The sequence below is a fragment of the Pedobacter sp. genome, assembly GCF_045627485.1.
Classification (GTDB): domain Bacteria; phylum Bacteroidota; class Bacteroidia; order Sphingobacteriales; family Sphingobacteriaceae; genus Pedobacter.
Genome location: NZ_JAZQNU010000050.1, coordinates 41,613 through 65,171, shown reverse-complemented (window position 1 = coordinate 65,171; position 23,559 = coordinate 41,613). Strand labels below are relative to the sequence as shown.

Annotated in this window: 27 protein-coding genes; 10 read left to right on the top strand and 17 right to left on the bottom strand. The window is 38.8% G+C overall.

Annotated elements, in window-relative coordinates; genetic code table 11:
• From secDF to ACR2F3_RS03910, 4 genes are all read left to right on the top strand, one after another.
• The coding region (gene secDF / locus ACR2F3_RS03925; RefSeq protein ID WP_432708671.1) for a protein translocase subunit SecDF at positions 1–2,838 on the top strand (2,838 nt) is incomplete at its 5' end.
• A gap of 354 nt (positions 2,839–3,192) precedes the next feature.
• Positions 3,193–3,699 carry a GNAT family N-acetyltransferase gene (locus ACR2F3_RS03920; protein ID WP_432708670.1) on the top strand — a complete coding sequence of 169 codons (507 nt, stop codon included), beginning with the start codon at positions 3,193–3,195 and terminating at the stop codon, positions 3,697–3,699.
• 175 nt (positions 3,700–3,874) lie between these two features.
• On the top strand, positions 3,875–4,135 hold the full coding sequence (locus ACR2F3_RS03915) for a hypothetical protein (protein ID WP_432708669.1): 261 nt from the start codon (positions 3,875–3,877) through the stop codon (positions 4,133–4,135).
• Between the two features lie 106 nt (positions 4,136–4,241).
• Positions 4,242–5,096: a hydroxymethylglutaryl-CoA lyase gene (locus tag ACR2F3_RS03910; protein WP_432708668.1), complete on the top strand. Its 855-nt coding sequence runs from the start codon at positions 4,242–4,244 to the stop codon at positions 5,094–5,096.
• On the opposite strand, the gene ACR2F3_RS03905 is transcribed toward ACR2F3_RS03910, so the two are convergent.
• Together ACR2F3_RS03905 and fbaA are read right to left on the bottom strand one after the other, a co-directional pair.
• On the bottom strand, positions 5,091–5,522 hold the full coding sequence (locus ACR2F3_RS03905) for a GNAT family N-acetyltransferase (protein WP_432708667.1): 432 nt from the start codon (positions 5,520–5,522) through the stop codon (positions 5,091–5,093). The two genes, ACR2F3_RS03910 and ACR2F3_RS03905, sit on opposite strands and share 6 nt — an antisense overlap.
• A 54-nt stretch (positions 5,523–5,576) precedes the next feature.
• The gene (gene fbaA / locus ACR2F3_RS03900) at positions 5,577–6,656 is read right to left on the bottom strand and encodes a class II fructose-bisphosphate aldolase (protein WP_432708666.1); all 1,080 of its coding nucleotides are present in this window, start codon (positions 6,654–6,656) and stop codon (positions 5,577–5,579) included.
• Positions 6,657–7,259: 603 nt separating this feature from the next.
• Here fbaA and accD point away from each other — a divergent pair.
• Complete coding sequence (accD, locus tag ACR2F3_RS03895) at positions 7,260–8,105, top strand: acetyl-CoA carboxylase, carboxyltransferase subunit beta (protein WP_432708665.1); 846 nt, start codon at positions 7,260–7,262, stop codon at positions 8,103–8,105.
• Positions 8,106–8,150: 45 nt separating this feature from the next.
• Here accD and ACR2F3_RS03890 read toward each other — a convergent pair whose 3' ends face one another.
• The 4 genes from ACR2F3_RS03890 to glmM all read right to left on the bottom strand — a co-directional run bounded on the left by ACR2F3_RS03890 (position 8,151) and on the right by glmM (position 11,561).
• A complete protein-coding gene (locus tag ACR2F3_RS03890; protein ID WP_432708664.1) occupies positions 8,151–8,366 on the bottom strand; it encodes a hypothetical protein in 216 nt (71 codons plus the stop codon).
• A 64-nt stretch (positions 8,367–8,430) separates the two neighbouring features.
• Complete coding sequence (locus ACR2F3_RS03885) at positions 8,431–8,958, bottom strand: GNAT family N-acetyltransferase (protein ID WP_432708663.1); 528 nt, start codon at positions 8,956–8,958, stop codon at positions 8,431–8,433.
• Between the two features lie 63 nt (positions 8,959–9,021).
• On the bottom strand, positions 9,022–10,170 hold the full coding sequence (locus tag ACR2F3_RS03880; RefSeq protein WP_432708675.1) for a cysteine desulfurase family protein: 1,149 nt from the start codon (positions 10,168–10,170) through the stop codon (positions 9,022–9,024).
• A gap of 2 nt (positions 10,171–10,172) precedes the next feature.
• Complete coding sequence (gene glmM / locus ACR2F3_RS03875; protein ID WP_432708662.1) at positions 10,173–11,561, bottom strand: phosphoglucosamine mutase; 1,389 nt, start codon at positions 11,559–11,561, stop codon at positions 10,173–10,175.
• Positions 11,562–11,682: 121 nt separating this feature from the next.
• Here glmM and ACR2F3_RS03870 point away from each other — a divergent pair, with 121 nt between their 5' ends.
• From ACR2F3_RS03870 to ACR2F3_RS03860, 3 genes are read left to right on the top strand one after another with little or no spacing between them, the layout of a single operon-like run.
• Complete coding sequence (locus tag ACR2F3_RS03870; RefSeq protein ID WP_432708661.1) at positions 11,683–12,414, top strand: class I SAM-dependent methyltransferase; 732 nt, start codon at positions 11,683–11,685, stop codon at positions 12,412–12,414.
• Entirely contained in the window at positions 12,411–12,974 is a 564-nt protein-coding gene (locus tag ACR2F3_RS03865; RefSeq protein WP_432708660.1) for a phosphatase PAP2 family protein, read from the top strand. The genes ACR2F3_RS03870 and ACR2F3_RS03865 overlap by 4 nt, the downstream gene beginning before the upstream one ends.
• Positions 12,974–13,693: a ZIP family metal transporter gene (locus ACR2F3_RS03860; protein ID WP_432708659.1), complete on the top strand. Its 720-nt coding sequence runs from the start codon at positions 12,974–12,976 to the stop codon at positions 13,691–13,693. The genes ACR2F3_RS03865 and ACR2F3_RS03860 overlap by 1 nt, the downstream gene beginning before the upstream one ends.
• On the opposite strand, the gene ACR2F3_RS03855 is transcribed toward ACR2F3_RS03860, so the two are convergent.
• The 9 genes from ACR2F3_RS03855 to ACR2F3_RS03815 all read right to left on the bottom strand — a co-directional run bounded on the left by ACR2F3_RS03855 (position 13,690) and on the right by ACR2F3_RS03815 (position 19,735).
• Entirely contained in the window at positions 13,690–14,139 is a 450-nt protein-coding gene (locus ACR2F3_RS03855; protein ID WP_432708658.1) for a MarR family winged helix-turn-helix transcriptional regulator, read from the bottom strand. The genes ACR2F3_RS03860 and ACR2F3_RS03855 overlap by 4 nt on opposite strands.
• 11 nt (positions 14,140–14,150) lie before the next feature.
• Complete coding sequence (locus ACR2F3_RS03850) at positions 14,151–14,264, bottom strand: DUF5522 domain-containing protein (protein ID WP_432708674.1); 114 nt, start codon at positions 14,262–14,264, stop codon at positions 14,151–14,153.
• 38 nt (positions 14,265–14,302) lie between these two features.
• Positions 14,303–15,244 (bottom strand): exonuclease, encoded by a 942-nt coding sequence (locus tag ACR2F3_RS03845; protein ID WP_432708657.1) that lies wholly within the window; start codon positions 15,242–15,244, stop codon positions 14,303–14,305.
• Positions 15,245–15,249: 5 nt separating this feature from the next.
• Positions 15,250–15,837 (bottom strand): dephospho-CoA kinase, encoded by a 588-nt coding sequence (gene coaE / locus ACR2F3_RS03840; protein WP_432708656.1) that lies wholly within the window; start codon positions 15,835–15,837, stop codon positions 15,250–15,252.
• Positions 15,838–15,839: 2 nt separating this feature from the next.
• Positions 15,840–16,787, bottom strand: coding sequence for a CdaR family protein (locus tag ACR2F3_RS03835; protein WP_432708655.1), 948 nt, complete (start codon positions 16,785–16,787; stop codon positions 15,840–15,842).
• A gap of 71 nt (positions 16,788–16,858) precedes the next feature.
• Complete coding sequence (yajC, locus tag ACR2F3_RS03830) at positions 16,859–17,173, bottom strand: preprotein translocase subunit YajC (protein WP_432708673.1); 315 nt, start codon at positions 17,171–17,173, stop codon at positions 16,859–16,861.
• A gap of 27 nt (positions 17,174–17,200) precedes the next feature.
• Complete coding sequence (locus tag ACR2F3_RS03825; RefSeq protein ID WP_432708654.1) at positions 17,201–17,644, bottom strand: DUF1573 domain-containing protein; 444 nt, start codon at positions 17,642–17,644, stop codon at positions 17,201–17,203.
• Positions 17,645–17,647: 3 nt separating this feature from the next.
• Positions 17,648–18,544 (bottom strand): transcription antitermination factor NusB, encoded by an 897-nt coding sequence (gene nusB, locus ACR2F3_RS03820; protein ID WP_432708653.1) that lies wholly within the window; start codon positions 18,542–18,544, stop codon positions 17,648–17,650.
• 102 nt (positions 18,545–18,646) lie between these two features.
• On the bottom strand, positions 18,647–19,735 hold the full coding sequence (locus ACR2F3_RS03815; protein WP_432708652.1) for a Glu/Leu/Phe/Val family dehydrogenase: 1,089 nt from the start codon (positions 19,733–19,735) through the stop codon (positions 18,647–18,649).
• 112 nt (positions 19,736–19,847) lie between these two features.
• Between ACR2F3_RS03815 and ACR2F3_RS03810 the strand changes: the two genes are divergently transcribed.
• Together ACR2F3_RS03810 and ACR2F3_RS03805 are read left to right on the top strand one after the other, a co-directional pair.
• Positions 19,848–21,638 carry an ABC transporter ATP-binding protein gene (locus ACR2F3_RS03810; protein ID WP_432708672.1) on the top strand — a complete coding sequence of 597 codons (1,791 nt, stop codon included), beginning with the start codon at positions 19,848–19,850 and terminating at the stop codon, positions 21,636–21,638.
• A 68-nt stretch (positions 21,639–21,706) separates the two neighbouring features.
• On the top strand, positions 21,707–22,033 hold the full coding sequence (locus ACR2F3_RS03805; protein ID WP_432708651.1) for a DUF3276 family protein: 327 nt from the start codon (positions 21,707–21,709) through the stop codon (positions 22,031–22,033).
• Between the two features lie 53 nt (positions 22,034–22,086).
• Here the strand turns inward: ACR2F3_RS03805 and ACR2F3_RS03800 are convergent, their stop codons facing one another.
• Both ACR2F3_RS03800 and ACR2F3_RS03795 read right to left on the bottom strand, forming a co-directional pair.
• Complete coding sequence (locus tag ACR2F3_RS03800; RefSeq protein ID WP_432708650.1) at positions 22,087–22,692, bottom strand: hypothetical protein; 606 nt, start codon at positions 22,690–22,692, stop codon at positions 22,087–22,089.
• Between the two features lie 157 nt (positions 22,693–22,849).
• Entirely contained in the window at positions 22,850–23,338 is a 489-nt protein-coding gene (locus tag ACR2F3_RS03795; protein ID WP_432708649.1) for a CinA family protein, read from the bottom strand.
• Positions 23,339–23,559: the final 221 nt, after the last annotated feature.

Genomic DNA, 23,559 nt, shown 5'->3' with positions numbered 1-23,559 from the left:
AACGCTAAAGCGTATGCCAAAGGAGACCCGCTAAAAGAGCAGGCTTATTTGGATTCCATGGCAACTGAACCGGTTTATCCGATCTTTGGCTTTGACTATCAATTTTGCAAATCGAAAGAAATCAATCTTGGTTTAGACCTTAAAGGTGGCATGAACGTAACGATGGAAATATCGTTAGGCGAACTGGTTAAATCTTTAGCAGGCAACCCTGATGATGCCACATTTAATGAGGCAATCACTAATGCACAAAAGAAGTTAAACGAAGGTGGCAAGGATTTCATCGCTTTGTTTGTTAATGAGTATGAAAGATTAAATCCAAATGGAAAACTCGCAAGTTTCTTTGCTAATCAAGACAACGCTAAAGACCTTAAAGCCGATGCTACCAACGCACAGGTAAAAACTTATTTGTCTGCTCAGGCAAACAGCGCTATTGATCGTTCCTTTACTATTATTAGAAGCCGTATTGACGGTTTTGGTGTAGTGAGCCCGAACATGCAGAAACAAGAAGGTACAAACCGTATCTTAATTGAAATGCCAGGTGTTCAGGATAAGGAAAGGGTTCACAAGTTACTTCAGGGTTCTGCAGAATTACAATTCTGGCAAGTATACCAGAATGATGAGGTGTATCCTGTATTAGAAAACATCAATACCACACTTGCATCAACATTAAAAGATACTGATGCACCAGCTGTAACAGCAGATACCACTAAAGAGGAAAGTAAATTAGCTGGTTTAGCTAAAGCTCCTGCTGCCGGTAAAGATTCTTTAGCCGCTCAACAGGAAATTACAAAAAGCAATCCTTTATTCTCCGTATTAAATATCCCAACTTTTCAAGGCCAAAACGGACAACCAGCTTTACGTCCGGGACCAGTTGTAGGTTGGGTAGCTCAAAAAGATACCGCTAAAGTAAACGCTTACTTCGCAAGACCAGAAATCGCATCTATCATTCCACAGACATTCAAATTCATGTGGGGTGTTAAACCGATGGAAGGTTCTAAAGTTTTTGAATTATATGCCATTAAAGTAACCTCACCTGATGGGAAACCAGATTTAGGTGGTGATGCTATAAGCGATGCCCGTAGTGATTACGATCAGCAAGGCCGCCCTGAAGTAACTATGTACATGACAGGTGAAGGTGCAGCTAAATGGAAAAAAATTACAGCTGAAGCTGCTTCAGACCCAAATAACAAAAAAGCAATTGCCATTGTATTAGACAACATGGTTTATTCTGCACCAACGGTACAGAACGAAATTCCTAATGGTATTTCATCCATCACTGGTAGCTTTACAGTAAACGATACACAAGATTTAGCAAATATCTTAAAAGCAGGTAAACTACCTGCACCAGCTAAAATTGTTGGTGAGTTTGTTGTTGGTCCGTCATTAGGTGAAACTGCCATCCACAATGGTTTAATATCATTCGTGTTAGCTTTCGTAGTTATTTTAATCTTCATGGCTTTGTATTACAACAAAGCAGGTTGGGTAGCTAACTTAGCACTTGTTATCAACTTATTCTTTATCATGGGTATCCTGGTATCCCTTGGCGCGGTATTAACCTTGCCAGGTATCGCAGGTATCATTTTGGTAATCGGTTTGTCGGTTGATGCAAACATCCTGATCTTTGAAAGGGTACGAGAGGAATTAGTGGCAGGAAAAAGTACTGCAGTTGCCATCAAAGAAGGTTTCAAACATGCCATGCCTTCTATCATTGACTCCAACGTTACGGTATTGATTTTAGGGGTTATTCTTTACATTTTTGGTAGCGGACCGGTTCAAGGTTTTGCAACTACTTTATGTATCGGTATACTTTCGTCACTATTCTGTGCAGTATTAATATCAAGACTTGTATTCGACAGCTTATTAGAAAAAGGCGCAACCATTACTTTTGGTAACAAATACACCTTGCATGCCTTTAAAGATATCGCATTTGACTTTGTTGGTCATAGAAAAGTATATTACATCATCTCTGCAGTAATCATTACTTTAGGTGCAATCATGTACGTTAAACACGACGGATTGAAACTAGGTATCGACTTTAAAGGTGGTCGTTCGTATATCGTTCACTTCGATAAACCAATGGACACTGAAGATGTGAAAGCTAAATTAGCGCCACATTTTGAAGGTGAGGCTCCTGAAGTTAAAACTGCTGGTGACGATACTGAATTAAAAATCACTACTACTTTCCATATCACAGACCAGCTTCCAAATGCTGATAAATTGGTTGAAGATGCCTTAAAAGCAGGTTTGGCTGAAACAAACACGAAGTATGTAATACAAAGTAACCAGAAAGTAGGACCCATTATTGCCAGTGATTTAGTGTACAGTGCTTATGGTGCCATCTTATTCTCTTGTTTGCTGATGTTTATCTACATCATTGTAAGGTTTAAAAAAGTAAACTATGGTTTAGGAGCGGTAATCGCCTTGTTCCATGATGTGTTGCTGGTATTATCATTCTATACGATCCTTGATGGTGTGCTTCCTTTCTCTTTAGAAATTGGACAAGATTTTATCGCCGCAATTCTAACGGTAATGTCTTACACCATGACTGAAACAGTGGTTGTATTTGACCGTATTCGTGAGAAATTGGCCGAATCAAACAAACCTGATATTCATGGTGAAGATCGTAATCGTCTGATCAACTTCGCGTTGAACAGTACATTAAGTCGTACCATTCTAACCTCTTTAACTGTATTCTTCGTGTTATTGGTGATTTTCATCTTTGGCGGCGACAGCATCAGAGGATTCATATTTGCCTTATTAATTGGCCGTGTAATCGGTACTTACTCTTCTCTATGTATCTCTACGCCTATCGTAGTCGATTTAGGAAGGAACAAATAAGCAATTACAACTACCATTTAAAAGGTATCCGGATAAACCGGATACCTTTTTTTGCTTAATCAAATAAGCAATGATAAATAGCAGTTTAGATCAAATTGCATTTTCTGTGTCTTTGCCCTAATCAGGAACCATGCGACAAAGGCTTTATCGAATCAACTTTACTAATTTGGTTATCTACTGTGTTTATAGATTTAGGTAAATTGTATTTTTTACAACTATCAAAATACTCACTCCCTTTCTATAAAAAATTTTCCTTCAATATCCTGACAAGATATGCTAAGATAGTCGATCGGAAAAAATTGCTTAATATTGCGCTTCAACACAAATTAATCAACATATACACGGTATTTCAATATGTCACTTCAGATTGAAACAGATAGATTAAAATTGCTGCCGTTTACTATACAAATTTGCGAGGAAGTATTGTCTTGTTCAACTTCATCACTTGTAGATTTAGGTATTACACCCGGTTACGGATGGCCAGATTTGGATTCATTGGATACTATACCAAGAATTTTAAATAATTTGAATAAAGTAAAATCTCCTTCTGGATTTGAGTCTTGGATGGTTCTCAATAAAAGCACAAATACATTAATTGGAGACATTGGATTTAAGGGACTTCCTAATAAACATGGCGAAATTGATCTTGGGTATGGGATTATTAATAGTGAAACTCAAAAGGGATATGCAAAAGAAGCCGCTTTAGGGCTAATAAGGTGGGCGTTTAAGCAGCCCGGGATCAATACCATCACTGCGAGTTGTTCAAAGGAAAATTTAGCTTCACAAAGAATATTAACCTTTCTTAATTTCGAGAAAAGTGGGGAAGATCAAGAGATGATCTATTGGAAATTGACGAAGTAACTTTTTAACATACCAATGATAGAGTCAACCTGACTATTAAGGTTCCATAATTATCAGTTAAACTCTGGATAGTAGCGACCACTACCTATTAATATTATATTAAAATAATAAATTGCCAATATGTATATTAGTGTAAACCTAAAATAAAACCTATACTAATTATACTACAGAAAAAATGGAACCAAAAAAAATATCAGAATTAGATGACCAGGAACTCCTTCAAGAACAAAAGAAGCTGAATTCCAACAAAATTATAAGTGCTACACTTATAGGTTTACTTATTGGGGTATTTACCTATAGTGCCGTAAAAAATGGATTTACTTTCTTTACTTTTTTCCCGCTGTTTTTTGTGTTCCTGTTGACTAACAGTGGAAAGAAAAAGAAAGAATACGAGAATGAGTTAAAAAATGAAATAAGCGCTAGAAATTTAAAATAGCAGTCGAAACAGCGTAAATTTTGAATCAAGAAAACCTCATAATTCACAAGAGTTAAGCTTAATATTAGCTTATAACCAGTACACCTAAATAATTACCATTCCCCGGATGAACAACAAAATAAAACTGGTAGAATGCCCGCGAGATGCCATGCAAGGCATTTATCAATTTATTGACACCAAAACTAAAGCAACCTACCTTAATCTACTTTTACAAACAGGCTTTGATACGTTAGATTTTGGAAGTTTTGTTTCTGCCAGGGCCATTCCTCAGTTACGCGATACTCGAGAGGTGCTGGAACTGCTCGATTTAAACACCAAGACTAAATTGCTGGCCATTGTAGCCAATTTAAGGGGCGTAGAAGAAGCTATTGTTCACCAGGCGATTTCTTATCTGGGTTTCCCTTTTTCGATCTCTGAGACCTTCCAGCAGCGTAATACCAATTCGAGCATTGATCAGTCGCTTCAAACCATCGACCAGCTGCTAGAACATTGTGGCCGCAGCGGAAAAACAGCTGTAGTATACCTGTCTATGGGATTTGGAAATCCTTACGGAGATGAATGGAATATTGACATTGTAGTGCAGCGTACAGAGCAGTTAATCGCACGTGGGGTTACGGTATTATCCCTGGCCGATACCACTGGGGTTTCGACACCAGAAAAGATTAGAGAGATTGTACCTGGATTGATCAGCCGTTTCCCCGATACGGAAATTGGGGTTCATTTACACAGTACACCGGCCACAAGGCGCGAAAAGATAGCCGCAGCCTATGAAAGCGGATGCCGCCGTTTCGACAGTGCCCTCAGGGGTTATGGTGGTTGCCCTATGGCAAGTGATAACCTAACCGGTAATCTGGCAACTGAAGACTTGATCAACTACCTGGAGGAACAAGGAATTGATTTACACCTGAATAAAGAAAAATGGCAGGAAGCCATCGCATTCTCTGGCAGGGTGTTTTTATAAAGCGGACTTTACCATTTTGTAGTGCTGGATACCAGCCTCTTCAAATTGCTCCCCTACAGGTTTAAACCCAAATTTGCCATACAAAGACATCGCATCGAGCTGTGCATGGAGGTAAATGTAATCAGCATCTGGAGGCAGATCATCCAGCGCTGCGGCTACCATAGCCATACCCACACCCCGGCCACGGTATTCCTTAAGCACCGCAAACCGCTCCAGTTTATAACCATACTCAGTTTTACGCCAACGGCACGCACCACAAGGCACATTGTCTAACAAGGCTAGAAAATGTGTGGAAACCTCTTCATTTTCAAATTCGAGTTCCGGGGGACAGCTTTGTTCTTCAACAAAAACAATTTTCCGGATTGCAAATACTTTAGCCAGCTCATCAGCATGGGTTACTTTTCTAACTTCCAGGGTTGTTGTCATTTTTTTCAAAAAAAAAGCGCCACAAGAAACCTTGTGGCGCCCAATATTTAATGATTATAATTTATCACTTGCGTTTCTGCAGTTCAGGTCTTCGAAAGCTTGCGTTAAGCGTTTAACAAAAGATTCTTCGCCTTTACGTAACCACACACGTGGATCATAGTATTTTTTATTTGGTTTATCGTCTCCATCTGGATTACCAATCTGTGCTTGTAAGTAAGCTTCATTAGCAACATAGTAATCATGAATACCTTCCCAAAAAGCCCATTGCATATCGGTATCAATGTTCATTTTAATGGCCCCATAAGAAATTGCTTCTCTGATTTCTTCCTGCGAAGAACCAGATCCACCATGAAAAACAAAGTTGATAGGTTTTTCAGCAGTCAATCCAAATTTCTCTTTGATATACTCCTGAGAGTTTTTCAAAATTACCGGCTGTAATTTAACATTACCTGGTTTGTAAACACCATGTACGTTTCCAAAAGCAGCAGCAACAGTAAATTTATCACTTACTTTACTCAATTGCTCATATGCATAAGCAACTTCTGAAGGTTGTGTATATAATTTAGAACTATCTACGTCACTGTTATCTACACCATCTTCTTCACCACCAGTAACACCTAATTCAATTTCGATCGTCATACCCATTTTAGCCATACGCGCTAAATATTTTGCAGAGATTTCCATATTTTCTTCAATTGGCTCCTCCGATAGATCGAGCATATGTGATGAAAATAAAGGTTTTCCAGTTTCTGCGAAAAATTTCTCACCATGATCTAACAATCCATCAATCCATGGAAGTAATTTCTTAGCAGCATGATCTGTATGTAATACCACAGCAACGCCATAATGTTCAGCTAATAAATGAACGTGTTTGGCGGCAGATACAGCGCCCAAAACACAGGCCTGAAGGTTATCGTTGTTTAGGGTTTTGCCAGCATAAAACTGTGCACCACCATTAGATAATTGTATCATCACCGGCGAATTTACTGCCTTGGCAGTTTCCATTACCGCATTTACAGTGTTGGTACCAGTAACGTTTACTGCAGGTAGTGCAAACTGATGTTTTTTAGCCTGCTCAAACAATTCCTGAACGGCATCTCCATAGATAACGCCTTTGTAGCCTTTTAAACTCATTTTCTTAAATTTTGTATATGCCGAAGTTATAAAAAATTAAGGTCTGGGCAAATTTGGGCCGGTATTATTTTAGTGTCAAAGTTACACTTACCCGCTAAGCACTATTTTTATTACTCAGGTGATTTCTTTTCGCTTCACTTTTTGTATTATATTAGGGAAACGTAGTTCACTGTGAAACAACCTTTAATCTAACCTATATACGAGAAAGAAACTTATATTTTCGGGACTGATATTACTGCCGATTGTCCATACCCTTACTTCACAGGCGCAAACCACAGATGCACTAAAAAGGAAGTAAACACCTTGTAAACTAGGTTAAGGTCTAACTAGTGATAACAACAGTTTAACCAAAGAGAACGCTTCATACAGAAAGGTGCTTCGCATCAAACCCCTATAATGAAGGTAATAGTGCAAGGTATAACCTACACCCTTACCCAGGTAAACTTGCGACAAAGCAAGCAAAACTATCAGGCCCAGGATCCTCGATGGCCGAATTGTTTGAACAGGCACCTGTAAAATGGCAATAAAGTATCAACGTGAAACTAGCGCATACGGTTAAGATTTTTTTTTGTTTCTTTGTAATCGCATTTTTCAACAAATAACATGGCTTGGTTTAAGAGAGAAAATAAAGGTATTAGTACACGTACAGAAGAAAAAAAGGAAGCGCCCGACGGTTTATGGAATAAATGTCCTAATTGTAAAAAGGCTTTACATAGCGCAGACCTTATTGAAAATAAATATGTATGCCACTATTGTGATTATCATTTAAGGGTAGGTTCTAAAGAATATTTTCAGGTATTATTTGACGACAACCAGTTCACAGAACTTTTTGCAGACTTAAAATCGACAGATCCATTAAATTTTGTTGATAGCAAGCCTTATAAAGAAAGATTAGTAGACAGCATGCAGAAAACGGGGTTAAAGGATGCGATCCGTTCGGCACATGGTAAAATTGAAGGTGAAGATATTGTGATTGCATGTATGGACTTTAACTTTATTGGTGGCTCTATGGGTTCGGTAGTTGGTGAGAAAATTGCCCGTTCAATTGATTACAGCATTAAACATAAGGTTCCATTTTTAATGATTTCTAAATCTGGTGGTGCCCGGATGATGGAAGCCGCATTTTCTTTAATGCAAATGGCTAAAACATCGGCTAAACTGGCCCTGTTAAGCCAGGCTAGAGTTCCATATGTCTCTTTATTAACTGACCCTACTACAGGAGGTGTTACCGCATCTTACGCTATGCTGGGCGATTTAAACATTGCTGAACCAGGCGCATTGATTGGTTTTGCAGGACCAAGGGTAATTAAAGAAACCATAAAAAAAGACCTACCTAAAGGTTTCCAAACCTCCGAGTTCGTTTTAGAACATGGGTTTTTGGATTTCATAGTTGATAGAAGAGCAATGAAATCAAAACTAGCTACTTTTCTAAAAATGATGAAGAACTAATCCTTATAAATAAAAAAAGCTTGCCTCTCGGCAAGCTTTTTTTATTTATAAGGATCCCGGTTCATGACTGGATCCTAAAGGATTATGTTTACGCTCTGCTCTACGAGCAAAATCTGTGCGGCCTATATCACCTACAGAAGAAGAATCACCCGCATCTTTTTCATCTTCTCTATCATCCTGCGTTTCTTTATAGATAGTTTTTCTATTTTCTTCGCTTTCCTGATTGTGGTTTTCTTCGTTATGGTTTTCTGGAGTAATCATAAGGATAGTTTTTAGTAAAAAAATACAATTGATTACTATAATAACATCTATAGCGGCGCTTTGTTTATATAAAATATACTGCTGAATGAATTACGGGGATAAGCTTCGCTATTTCAGTTTCACTTTCTGCACCACTTTGAAGGAGATACATGGGGTAAGAAAGACCTTTTTCAACGTATGAGGGTTGTCTGTAATCGATATTAACGATCACAAAACCTAACCTTTCATAAAAGGTAATTCTTCGGTCGGCATCTGGCGTTCCAGGAGGCTCTACTTCCAGCAGAACTTTACCCTTAGACTCTTTCAGGAAATGTTTAATGACTTCGGAGCCGTAACCTGCACCTCTTACCCGTTCAGAAATTGCAAAGTGCTCGATAAAGCAATAATCATTCAACTTCCACCAAATTAAAAAACCAAGGGCTTGCTCCGCATCAAGAATCACATCAACATGCATGCGTGGGTCATTAATCAGCGTTAGGAATGATGCCCAGTCGCGACGCTCATGCTCAGGAAAAGCACTTTCATACAAGTCCCTGATAAGAGCAAGCGCTGGATCGTCGTCGTGCTGAATCCGATGGTAATGTAGCGGCATGTTTAAAGGTATAAAAAAAGCCTTGGCGTTTTGCCAAGGCTTTTTGATAAGTATTTAAATATGCTAAACATTTACATTTTGCTCAACAATATATTTTACTTTCTGAACCACATAATCCAGTTCTTCTTTCGTATTCAATTTACTGAAAGAAAAACGTACAGATGGCCTGCCCGGATCTGCACCAATGGCAGTTAACACATGTGAACCAATATTTGACCCCGAAGAACAGGCACTACCACCAGAAGCAGAAATTCCGTTAATGTCGAGGTTAAACAATAGCATATCGCCCATGTCCATTTCTGGGAAAGATACGTTAAGCACAGTGTATAAGCTGGTCTCAGGGTCATGCTCGCCATTAAAGGCTATACCTGGTATTTCTGCCAGCAGCTGTTCCTTTAAATAAGTTTTTAGACCCTGTATATGTTTCTGGTGTTGTTCCATGGATGCATAGGCCATTTCAAGAGCTTTGGCCAGGCCAACAATACCATAGATATTTTCTGTTCCACCACGCATGTTTCTTTCCTGCGCACCACCAAAAATCATCGGACTGATTTTGATGTTGTGGTTAACATATAAGAACCCCACCCCTTTTGGCCCGTGCAATTTATGCGCGGCACAAACGATAAAATGTGCTTTAAGTGCTCTCACATCGTGTTTGTAATGACCCATGGTCTGTACGGTATCACAATGATAAATGGCATCATACGTTTCACAGATTTCCCCGACACGCACAATGTCCGTAAGGGTGCCCAGTTCGTTGTTGGCATGCATCAATGAGACAAAAGAACGTTCGTTTTCTTTTAACAGTTGCTCAAGATGATCATAATCGATATTACCCTTGGTATCGGTATTCACATAACTGATTTTGTCAATCACGCCAGTTTTCAACAAACTATCTAACGTGTGTTCTACCGCATGGTGTTCTAATTTGGAGGTTATGGCATGTTTTAATCCAAAAGCAGCAATACCACACCTAATAGCGGTATTATCAGCTTCAGTACCACCTGAGGTAAAGAATATCTCTGCAGGAACAGCATTTAATAAACCGGCTACCGTTTTACGCGCTTTCTCAATCAATGTTCTCACTTCACGCCCCTGGGCATGAATAGAGGATGGATTACCATAATAGTTATCCATTACATTGACCATCTCGGAAAGCACCTCTTTATCAAGAGGAGTAGTGGCCGCATTATCTAAATAGATTCTGTTCATCATTAGTTCAATTTTAATATTTCTTTGATATCAGTAATAATTTTAGTTGCTAAAGCCTCTGCTATGTTTTCATTTTCCGCTTCGCTATAGATTCTGATGATCGGCTCTGTATTAGAACGTCGTAAATGAACCCACTGGTGTTCAAATTCAATTTTCAAACCGTCAATGGTGCTATGAGGCTGGGCTTTATACTTTTCCTGCACCTTTAATAGCAACGCATCTATGTCCATTTCAGGTGTGAGGGTAATTTTATTTTTAGAGATATGATAATTTGGATAACTGCTGCGCAATAAGGAGATCGATTTACCGAATTTAGCCAGGTGTGTTAAGAACAAACCAATTCCCACTAGAGCATCTCTGCCATAATGTGATTCCGGATAAATAATTCCACCATTACCCTCCCCGCCAATTACGGCATTGGTTTCTTTCATTTTATTTACTACATTCACCTCTCCTACTGCCGCAGCGTTGTATTCAGCGCCGGCTTTCTCCGTCACATCTCTTAAAGCACGAGTAGAAGATAAATTTGAAACGGTATTTCCTGGCGTGTTTTGAATAACATAGTCGGCAACAGCTACTAACGTATACTCTTCACCAAACATAGTTCCATCTTCACATACAAAAGCAAGACGATCTACATCAGGATCAACAACGATACCCAGGTCGGCATTCTTCTGCTGTACAACTTTGGCAATTTCTGTTAAATTTTCTGGCAAAGGCTCCGGATTGTGGGGAAAGTTACCATCAGGTGTGCAATACAATTCATAAACTGTTTCTACTCCTAAAGCCTTTAAAAGCGCAGGGACAAAAATTCCACCTGTAGAGTTTACACAATCGATAACAATTTTAAAGTTGGCTGCTTTAATTGCATCAACATCTACTAGTGGCAAGGCTAATACTGCCTCGATATGTTTCTGCAGGTAGGTATCGTTTAAAACTACGCGACCTAAATTGTTTACTTCTGCAAAATTGAAACTTGAACTTTCGGCAAGTTCTAGTAATTCTTTCCCTTCCACATCACTGATAAATTCGCCCTTATCGTTTAATAATTTCAGCGCATTCCATTGCTTCGGGTTGTGGCTCGCTGTTAAAATAATTCCACCGCCAGCTTTTTCCATTGGCACGGCAATTTCTACCGTTGGGGTTGTAGAAAGACCAAGGTCAATCACCTCTATCCCAAGTCCTTGCAAGGTACCGGTTACCAGGTTATTAACCATTTCCCCTGATATGCGGGCATCGCGCCCTAAAACAATTTTCCTGATGTTGGTTTTGTTGAGTACCCAGGTGCCGTAAGCGGCAGTAAATTTTACGATATCAATTGGCGTTAAGCCGTTTCCAGCGATTCCGCCGATGGTTCCCCGGATTCCGGAAATAGATTTTATAAGTGTCAAAATGAGTTGTTTTAGATCGCCCAAAAATAGCAAAAATTTAAGGGCCATCATAATTAATCCCTTTGCATGCTATTCAAAATACTATCTTTGCTTTTTGTTTAAAATATAAATATACAGCGCAATGCAGCGAAAATGGTTTCAATATTGGTTTAATTCGCCTTATTATCACATACTTTACAGTCAACGCAATGATGAAGAAGCGGAATTTTTAATTGACAACCTTTCTGCATACCTAAAACCATCTGCCCATGCAAAAATCCTTGATATCGCTTGTGGCCGTGGCCGTCATGCAATTTACCTTAACAAAAAAGGTTATGATGTAACTGGGATCGATCTTTCGGAACAGAGCATTAAATATGCACAGCAGTTTGAACAAAAACACTTACGCTTTTTTGTGCATGATATGCGCAAATTACTTTATATCAATTATTTTGACCTTGCTTTAAACCTGTTTACAAGTTTTGGCTACTTCGAAACGGAAAAAGATCATGTCGACGCGTTAAAATCATTCAGAAAAGCAATTAAAGAAGACGGAACGGTTGTTATTGATTACTTCAATACGCTGAAAATTCTAAGAAACTTAACCCACCAGGAAATAAAAACCGTAGATGGGATAGAATTTCAGATTAAGAAATTCGTGTCTGACGGCAAGATCATTAAGCATATCAATTTTGAACATAAAGGGAAAGACTACGCTTTCGAAGAACGCGTAAAAGCCTTTACATTGGAGGATTTCGAAAGAATGTTTGCTTTAAGCGGTTTAAAATTAGTGGAGACTTTTGGTGATTATGCCTTGAATCCTTTCGAGGAAAATAAGTCGGACAGACTAATTCTCATCTGTAAAAAGACATGATAGGCGGTTTATTGGAATTTGACACGGACCTGTTTTTATCGATACACAGGGGATTGGCCAACAACTTTTTTGATTGGTTGATGCCTTTAATGCGCAACAGATATTTTTGGGCGCCATTATACCTGTTTATCATCATTTTCTGTATAAGAGAGTATAAAAAACAAGGTGTTTATATTGTCGGTTTCCTCCTGTTAACTTTTGCAATTGGCGATCTGACAGCCTCCCGAATAATTAAACCACTTGCGGGCAGGTTACGGCCATGTAACGACTTAAGCCTCGCAGAGGATATTATCCATCGCGTGGGCTGTGGTAGTGGTTACAGCTTCCCTTCGGCACATGCAACCAATCATTTTGCGATCGCTGTTTTCCTGATTATGGTTTTTTATGGCCGCTGGAAACCGATATTACCCATCGGCATTTTTTGGGCCGTTATCATCAGCTTTTCACAGATCTATGTGGGTGTACATTATCCTGTAGATGTGATGTGCGGGGCAATTTTAGGTACGATGATTGGATTTTTCACTTCCAAACTCTATAAAAAAACACAACAACAATTATAATGGAAATCTGGAAATTGCTTGTTTTATTCTTTAGTGCTTTTTTCGGCGGATCTGCGATCTTCCTGGTAAAAAGTGACAAGTCGGAATCATTAAAACTTATCCTCTCTTTTAGTGGTGCCTATCTTTTTGCAATCACCGTACTCTACCTCATTCCTGAAGCGTATAGTGGAACAGATGCCCATGAAATTGGAATTTTTATCTTGATTGGTTTCCTTTTACAGGTATTCCTGGAAAAGTTTTCTGAGGGGGTAGAACATGGGCATATCCATAAACACGAACACAATAATGTTTTTCCTTATGGCATTATGATCAGTTTGTGTTTACACGCCTTTGTAGAAGGTATGCCTTTGGCTAAAGACCAGCATAACGAGCTAATTTTTGGTATAGCATTGCACCATATTCCGGCAGCATTTGCCCTCGCCAGCATTCTATTGCAAAGTCATTTTAAACCGGCCACCATCTTGTTCTACATCGCTGTTTTCGCGGTAATGGCCCCACTGGGTTTTTATGTAAGTACAGGGTTGAGTAATGGAACAATTGGTGGTGTAGAAGCTTATTTCAATAAAATGATGGGCGTTGTTATCGGGATATTCCTGCACATCTCAACAACCATCTTATTTGAGTCTAGTGTAGACCATAAAATCAACAAGAAAAAGATGATTGCAGTGTTAACTGGAACGGCTATTGGGTTACTCGGTTTCTTCGTTACCGGACATTAAGCACGGATTTTATCGAGCAGGAGGTTTAGCTGTTCTGCCTCAGTTGCTGTTAATTTGTCGGTGAGCAGCTGCTCGACGATTGACAATTTATCGATATCGGCAAGCAGTTCAAGTCCTGCTGGAGAAAGGTTAATATCTGTAGCACGACGGTCGTTTAAGTTATTGGATTTAATCACCAGGTGCTTTTGAATTAACCGTTCTACAATTCTGGAAGCATCACTCATTTTATCGAGCATCCTTGTTTTGATCAGGTTAATGGTAGCCGGCTTTGGAAAGTCACGTTGCAAGATGCGTAATACATGATATTGTTGCACAGTGAGATCAAATGGCGACAATTTATCGCGCATCTGGTTGTTGAGCCAATGATGGATGGTTGTAATTTTCAGGGCACCTTGCTGGAAAATATTTTCATATTTCACAGTATTTATATCTTCTTGTACTTGCATGGGGTTCGACCTTATCGCTTCTTCTGGTTATCCTTTTCTCTTTGTCCGTATTTCCATGGGCAATGCAAGCATTTATTTTTGCAGCATTTCCCGCGTTTCAGGTGGTAGTGCGCGGTAAAAACCATTAAACCGGCATCGTTAAAATAAAAGTCTACTCCTTCTATCATCCATTAAGCAATTTCACGACCAAACTTTTTCCAAAATGTGAAATCAGATGTGAACCGCTTCCATGTGTGGTCCAAACCTCTGTTGGTTTTACCTGGTCAATGGTGTAAATGATATCGTTCCAATCAGCGTGATCAGACACATAAAGCTGAATCTGGTTGTTGCGCTGTAAGTCTTTCCAGCCACTGGCAAATACTTTTACAACGTTAAATGTTTTGATGTTGCTGTTGTAGACCATGGGTGGTACAACATAAATGATGTTATTGTTGTTTTTAAGCAGGCGTTTGTCAAAAAGTTGATACGTACCCATTACGATACCTTGTTGTTCATATATCCGTAGGAAAGGAAGCAGGCTGTGGTGCACGAGTATCCTTTTTTCAACACAATAGCGATTAATCAGCTCAATCAGACGCTGGCTCTTCCCCAACACGTAAGCGCCGAGCATAATGTTGTTGCTGGTTGTATTTAGCTTTAATATTTCTGTTTCCGGATCGGGATGCTGCGTTTCAGGGTGTGCAAAAGTAGTTTCGGTGATCAGCACATCCGCCTGAGCAAATATAAAGGGCTCACAGGTAGGGTCGGGCTGCAGCTTGAAATCACCGGTGTACAGGTAACGGATGCCTTTATAAGTTATTAAAACCTGCGCAGAGCCAAGGATATGCCCCGCAGGTATAAAATTAATGTCCACGTCATTAATCCTGAAATTTTCCTGATAGCCTTTAATAAAAAACTGATTGGCAGCATTTTCCCTGTAACGATGTTTCATAAACAAGGAAGTTGATGCGGTACAGTACACATTAGTATTTCCCGGATAAGCATGATCGCCATGGGCATGAGAAATAACAGCTTCTTTAACGGGTTCTTTGGGGTCTAAATAGAAATCGCCATACACACAATACAAACCTTTTTTTGTCTGTACTATAAAATCATCTAATATCATGTATTCTATTTTATAAACCGTTCATGCAAGGTAAGCACCTGTAGAATGATGGAAGATGATTCCTCGTTATGAATTAAAAAATCGGCCATTTTAATTTTCTGTTCGTCACTGAACTGTTTGTCTATACGTGCTTGCACTTGGGCCTCCGTAACCTGATCGCGTAACATCACGCGTTTCTTTTTTAAGGAAAGCGGTGCTATCACGACGATGGTTTTATCGCACATTTTATAGGAATCACTTTCAAACAACAGGGCCGCTTCTTTTAAAATATAAGGTGTGTGTGCCGGAACTTCAGCAACCCATTGATCAAAAGCACGGAATACTGCGGGATGAACTAGTGCATTTAATTTGGCTAATTCAGTGTCGTTATTAAATACAATTTGTGCAATATGCCCTCTATTTAATACCTGATGTTCCAGGTAACTCTCCTCACCAAAAGCATTCTTTACACCTTCTATTAGCAAAGAATCTGTTACCATAATGTCTTTGGCAACATCATCTGCGTAAAACACAGGTATACCCAGTGTTTCAAAAACCCGGCAAACCGTAGTTTTCCCACTTCCTATGCCACCGGTTATTCCTATTTTTAACATGTTTATTTATCTATAATAAAATCAACCTTTGAGGGTTCAATCTTAATTAACTTACAGTATTCCGGAAAACGGGTTAGCGTAACCATCAACTGGTGGTGATTTAACTGTTTCCATTCATTTAAATCCACCACAGCTTCAATGAAATCTTCGTTTACCTGTTTATAACTTGACAGTGCCACAAGAAAAGTAAGTTTTACCTTTTTAGGATAGAGTTTAACATTGTGGTAAGACTTGTTATTTATAACCTTTAATGGAACCTCAAGGGTTTTCTCAGTAAATTCATCTACCGGAATCCTTACTTCTACTGAGGCTGGAAAAATGTTGACATTTTTTAAGTCACTGTGCGCCATCGCCACCCTTGTTTTCACTGCATGTTGAATTTTCGTCAGTTTGAGTGTATCAGTTTTCCAGGATGTGATTTTCTCCAGCTCCTTAAATGGGCCTGATACGGTGACATGACTGGGGTTAATGTCGATAACGGAGGATATCCCATACTGTTTAGTAAATTCAATATGTGAAACGAGTTCCACAGGCACTTTTTTAACTGATCGTTGCGAAAAATCGAAATAGAGCGTGTCCGGCCGCACCGATATAATTTTCTGTGATGTTTCTAACTGATTGTTTACATTATACAATTGTTCGGAGAAAAGGATATAGTTGCGGTTGTTTAGCTTTTCCAGACTGATAGCAATAGACTGAGGTTTGATCCTTAACCTGGAGAAGAGTAATTGCCAGCCGGACCCTTCCACCTGCAGATCAACAGTATCGGATTGTAAAGGATGAAAGGCCTTTTTCTGAGGAAAATTGGTGTAGACCAGTACTGTTTTTGCCGTATAAATGTATTTGTTGTTCAAGGCAAGAAAAAGCCACCCCCCTATGGCTAAGAGCAGGCAGACAACTAAAGCAAGAAAACGTTTCCTTTCGATATTCGTTAATTTGATGATCGGCATAATGTAATGTAAACAAATTTAACAAAAAAAGCCGCGCCAGTTACTGGCGCGGCTCAATTCTATTATTTGTATTATGCCTTAGGTGCAGCAGCTTTTGTTGCATCTAATGAAATTGCTGTCTTATCAAATCTGATTTTTGTTCCACCTTCAACTTCAATAAGGAAAGTAGTTTCGTTCATATCGACAATTTTACCATGAATACCTGCTGTAGTCACAACTTTATCGCCTTTTTGTAATTCAGTGATTAATTTTTTATGGTCTTTTGCTTTTTTAACCTGTGGTCTGATCATGAAAAAGTAAAACACGACCATGATTAATACCATAGGAACTAGGGTTCCTAACATTCCACCGGTTCCTCCTGCTTGTAAAATTACTACTGATGTCATCATTTGTTCTGTTTATTTTATGTTAATTTATGGTTGTGTAATTTCCCCTATTAAATGAACCTCATTTATTGCGGGATTGCCATTAGAAGTAATGGTAATGATCTTATCTTGAACGCCAATCTTTCCAGCGCTGTTAAAAACCACATTAATCGTACCTTCTGCACCTGGTAGAATAGGATCTTTAGGTGGTTCAGGAACAGTACAACCACAAGTAGCAGTAGCGTTTTTAATAATTAATGGTGTTTTTCCTGTGTTCTTAAACTTAAAGGCATACTGAATACTCTCCCCTTGTTTAATCTTACCGAAATCATAACTGTCCTTTTCAAAAACCATTACAGGGGCATCTGCCGATGGCGTTGCAGACGAAGTGATTTCTGTAGAGGCCGATTGATCAGTCTCTTTTGCTGTATTCTGCTGGCATGAAGTAAAAATCACTCCTGCCAAGCCTAAAATAAAATAATATTTTTTCATGTTTTATTCTTCTATTAAACCCCTACCAATCTTTTTAATGCTGTCGGTACGTTTTAAATCGCCTAAAATTTTATCCAATATACCGTTTATAAAAGAATTACTTTTCGGAGTACTGTAATCTTTTGAAAGATCAAGGTATTCATTGATAGTTACTTTAACCGGTATAGATGGGAAATTCAACAGTTCACATATCGCCATTTTCATTAAAATGGTATCCATAAGTGCAATACGCTCAGATTCCCAGTTTTTAGTGCGCTCTGCAATTAACTCCTGGTATTTGTTGTTGTTTTTTAATGTTTGCACAAATAAATCCTGTACAAATTTACTGTCCTCTGCCCAATCCGGACTAATAGGCGTTAACTTGTTTGCTAAAGGATCTTCTGAGGTAAAGTTTTTAATAGTTTTGGCAACCATACCCTGCATCACTTCTTTATCAACCGACCAGTTGATGAATTTATCTTCAAAAGCCTGTATTACATTCTGACTTTTAAGGATAATTTTTCTAAAAATGAACTTAATGATTTCTTTGGATTCTTCCAGTCCCTCGTTGTCTTCCGCCGCTAAATAAGCTGCGTATTCCGGAGTGGCTTTTAGCTTATTATAGATTTCTTTTACGAATTCAGGATCGGCATGCCAGTTAATCTGGTATTTATTAACAGCAGCCTGAAATGCAGGATTCTGTTTTAACAATACGATAAACTTGTTGTTAAGCAGCTTTTCATTCGGATTAAGATCCTCCTCAGTAGGAAAGTGCTTATTTGCCCTTTCAATAGTGTCGATAGCTACGTATTCAGTGATCTCTGAAAGCAGTGCAAGCATACGTGCATACATTTCGTATACATCGTCAATGCTTTTCATCAAAGCTTTTTTCGATGATTCCAGATCTTTTTTATCTGTCATTTGCCAAGCAAAAATATTTTGCAAAGCTTTAATTCTTAAGTGCCTTCTATTTAACATGAATGTAAGAACGAGTGGTAAATTTACCTGATTATTTATTAATTATTAATATGATGTTTTAATTTTTTTTATATCCGCAATCCTTTGTTCAGCAATCCGGTTAGCAGCTATAATAGTGGAGATATTTTCTTTCTTTGACAACTGGATAACGTTTCTTGTTGCATCATATATGTTTTCGGTTAGCTGCATGGTACGTTTCTTACCAAAACCGGTTAATTCCGAATAACAATTGATCAAACCACCTGCATTGATCAGGTAATCAGGTGCAAAAAGGATGTTCTTTTCCATCAGCATCTGTCCATGTTTTTGCTCGTCGGCTAAGGGATTGTTTGCAGAACCAGCGATAATAGAAAACTTCATATTAGGAATTGTTCTGTCATTTACCGTGGCACCTAAAGCACATGGTGCATAGATATCCGCATCGATAGAAAATATTTTGTCCGCATCAACTGGTCTGGCTTTATATTTACTGGCCACGTATTGCAGGCGCTCGTCATCAATATCACTGATAAAAACTTCTACATTTTCATTTCGCAGCAATTCAACTAAATGTTCACCTACACTTCCGATACCTTGCACCACAACTGATTTACCAGCAAGCATGTCTGTGCCAAACACTTCTTTCACACAAGCCTTAATGCCTAAGTAAACTCCTTTCGCAGTATAAGGTGATGGATCACCTGCCCCACCAATAGATTCAGGAACGCCAGTAACATGTTTGGTTTCCATACGGATATACTCCATATCCTTGGTGGTGGTACCTACATCCTCTGCGGTAATGAATTCGCCATTAAGATTGTTAATGAAACGTCCGTAACTGCGCATCATGGCTTCGGATTTCCCTTTACGGGAATCTCCGATAATAACCGCTTTACCTCCGCCAAGGTTTATTCCCGTGATAGCAGCCTTGTAAGTCATTCCTCTAGATAAACGCAAGACATCTTCAAGCGCCTCTGCTTCTGAGCTGTAATTCCACATTCTTGTTCCACCTATCGCCGGTCCAAGTGTGGTGTCGTGCACCGCAATAATAGCTTTTAAGCCGGAATCTGGGTCATTACAAAAGACTACTTTTTTATGACCTAACGCAGTTAATTGCTCTAATATTGAAGTTTCAACGGGACTCTTACCAGACATAGATTTAGAATTACCAGATACGTCGCAAAATTAGCATAAAAAAACGTTATTTCACTTCTTAAAACTAAAGTGTATAAAATAATCGGGGCTATTTGTATAACTTTACCTCTTGATGAAGCACCTTCGTTTTTTAAATAAATACTTTTATAAATACAAATGGTGGATTATTCCAGGCATTTTTTTCGTAATTATCTCTAATATCTTTGCTGTTATTCCTGCCCAGGTAATCGGGCATGCCTTTAACCTGATTACCGAAAATATTCAGATCTACAGATTGTTTTCCGGTTTCGAAAGACAGGCCATTATATATGATATTTTCAGCTATAGTTTACTCTACTTTGGTGTTTTGGTTATCCTACTGTACATGGTCCGCGGATTGTTCCTGTTTTTCATGCGCCAAACCATTATTCTCATGTCCAGGCATATCGAATTCGACATGAAGAACGAGATCTATGCACATTACCAGGAGCTGAGCCTGGGCTTTTACCGAAAAAACAATACTGGCGATTTGATGAACCGCGCAACCGAAGATGTTAACCGTGTGCGCATGTATGTCGGTCCGGCAATAATGTATACCATCAACACGGTAGTTCTTTTTTTACTGATCATCTCTTACATGTATTCGGTTAATGCCACACTGGCAACCTACTGTTTACTGCCACTGCCCATCCTTGTGGTGATCATCTACTTTGTAAACACTCTAATTAACAAAAAAAGTGAAAGGATTCAGGAACAGCTTTCTACCTTATCCAGCTTTGTACAGGAACGTTTTTCAGGTATCCGGGTGATCAAATCCTATGTGCGGGAAGAAGATACCAGGAAAATATTTGCGCAGGAAAGTGAAACCTACAAACGCAATTCAATGAGCCTGGTAAAAGTTCAGGCCTTCTTTTATCCGACCATGTTGTTGTTAATTGGCTTAAGTATCATTCTTACAGTGTTTATAGGTGGAAAACAAGTGATTAACGGATCAATAACCGCAGGAAACATTGCTGAATTCATTGTCTATGTAAATCAATTGACCTTCCCGGTTACTATGCTGGGTTGGGTAACTACACTTATACAGCGGGCCGCCGCCTCCCAAAAAAGAATAAATGAGTTCTTAAACTTAAAAACAGATATCTCCTCGGGCCCCGTTAAACTAGCAGACCTGCAGGGTAACATCAGCTTCAAAGATGTGAGTTTCACTTACCCTGATACAGGGATACAGGCCATACAAAACGTAAGTTTCGATATCAAAAAAGGACAATTGGCCGCCATTATCGGGCGCACAGGTTCTGGTAAATCAACTCTGGTTAACCTGATTATGCGTATGTACGATGTGGATAAGGGTGAAATTTTAATCGATAATCATGACATTAAAGATCTTGACCTGAGCGTGTACCGTAACCAGATAGGCTTTGTTCCACAAGAGGTTTTCCTTTTTTCTGATACCATTAAAAACAATATCGCTTTTGGCCTGGATCAGGCTGTAGATGAGGAAGTGGCCAATGCCGCTAAAAATGCTGCAGTTTACAACAACATCATGGACTTTGATAAGAAGTTTGAAACCATGCTCGGTGAAAGAGGGATTACCCTCTCGGGAGGGCAGAAACAGCGCGTGTCCATTGCAAGAGCGATAATTAAGGATCCTAAACTGCTCATTTTTGACGACTGCCTTTCTGCCGTGGACACCAAAACGGAAGAGGAAATATTGCGTAATCTTGGCAGAACCAGAAGTGAAAAAACCAGCATACTCATCGCACACCGTATCTCTACGATAAAAAACGCAGACATTATCATTGTGCTTGAACATGGGAAAATTGCCGAACGTGGAACCCACCAGGAGCTGTTAGAACTGAACGGAATCTACAAGGAGATGTATCAACATCAATTACTGGAAGAAGAGAATAATTCTGTGTAATTCTATTTTGAACTTTGAAAATTATTGCTTTATATTTACCCGAACCAAAACTAAGATCAATACCAACCATGGGAGAATTTGACAACAAAGAGAGAGAAGAGGTGTTTTCTAAAAAAGTAAGGGCAGGTAAAAGAACTTATTTTTTCGATGTAAAAGCAACACGATCAGGTGACTACTACTTAACCTTAACGGAAAGCAAAAAAAGACTGGAAGATGGCCTTTTTGTAAAGCATAAAATCTTTTTGTACAAAGAAGATTTTGAAAAATTTGCCGAAGGATTGAACGAAACCGTTGATTACATCAAGAACCACCAGGAAGTGGTAGAAAAGCGTTATGAGTACTCAGAGAATTCAGAGCATAACGGCACAAAAACAAACGATGATTTCTCCTTTTAATATTACCAACATTCTTTAAAGCTCCATGTGGGGCTTTTTTTTTGCTGGAAATTCTACGTCAATTGAGCTAATGCCGACGCATCTTCGTTTAAAGTAACAATCAAACCGTATAGCAATTGCACGTTTTTATCTTCTGCAGGCATATTGTTATCTAACACATCCAGAAAGTCAAAATAGAAATTCTCCAGTACATTGTCTGGCAGGTCTATATCTTTAAGGCGCAGTTGGAAAGCGGTGTGAAAAATCAGGTGCATTAAGGAAAAATAAAGATCAAGTGCCTCCAAAATAAGGGATTCGTAATCTTGCCCTATCCCTTCGTCAACATAATAATGGTAATTATTCGACGCATGCTGATGGCAGACCTCATCGGTCATCACTGCGTATTCATCCAATCCATTGATGATAATATGGATCTGAATATGATCCACAACTTTATTAATTGAACTTAGCAATAACTGCACAGCTGGATCCTTGATGTCTGCCAGTAATTCCATATCTTTTTCGAAAACAGAATCGGCTTTCACCAACCCCTTCAAATCAGAAAGCTCTTTTTCAAAAGCAAGAAGAAAACCATACTTACATAATTCACCAACTGCAAAACTCAGAACATGAGAAACCACTCCGAGTATTAATTCTTCATTATTCCTATCCTCACTCATATATTTATTAAAGCTAGGGAATTTTCACGTTTAAAAGAATGCCTTAAATCATTAGATTTTAAGTTGGTAAAGGAAAAAAAACGGGGACACAGTTATTATAACCGAGTCCCCGCCATCTAATTAACGCTCTACTAGTTAAGACGTTATTTTTCTCCTTTTATTGCTCATCCAACGTTATTGCCTCGTGAATTAAAAATGCCACGCGTTCAATGGCCTGCATCACAATTTTTTTCGGTGAGCCTTTGAAAACACTACGATCCTTTATTTCAATGTTACCATATAAACCATGAATAAAAATAGTACCCACTGGTTTAGTTTTAGTCTCACTCCCCCCTTCACTATTTAAACCTGTAATGGATAAATAAATATCGGCAGGAACAAGGTCTCTTAAGCCCATAGTCATGGCTTCAGTTACTTCGGCTGATTCCGGCGTATAATCGTCGATCAGCGATCTTGGCACATTAAGATTGTCTTGTTTCAATCCAGCATCATAGGTCACTAAACTTCCTTTTAGAAATTTTCCCGCGTTTTCCAATAAAGAAAACTCGGCACATAGTCTACCTGCAGTCACACTTTCGGCGAATACTACGGTTAAGTTTTTTTCCTGTAGTGTTTTGCCGCATTTAATTAGAATATTTGATGGCATTTAAAAAATAATTTATGTTATTACGCTATAAGTTCAACTTTTTATGTTCAGTGAATGAATTTTTCAATTTAATTCACAATAGCGCTAAATTAAAGAAAATTATCAATGAACGGTTATAGAACGTTAAATCCGTTATTTCATTATGAGCGCATACGGCTATACTGTCATAATAACGTATCATTGGATAATTGCTCATGCTTCAAACTTAACCGAAGGAAGGC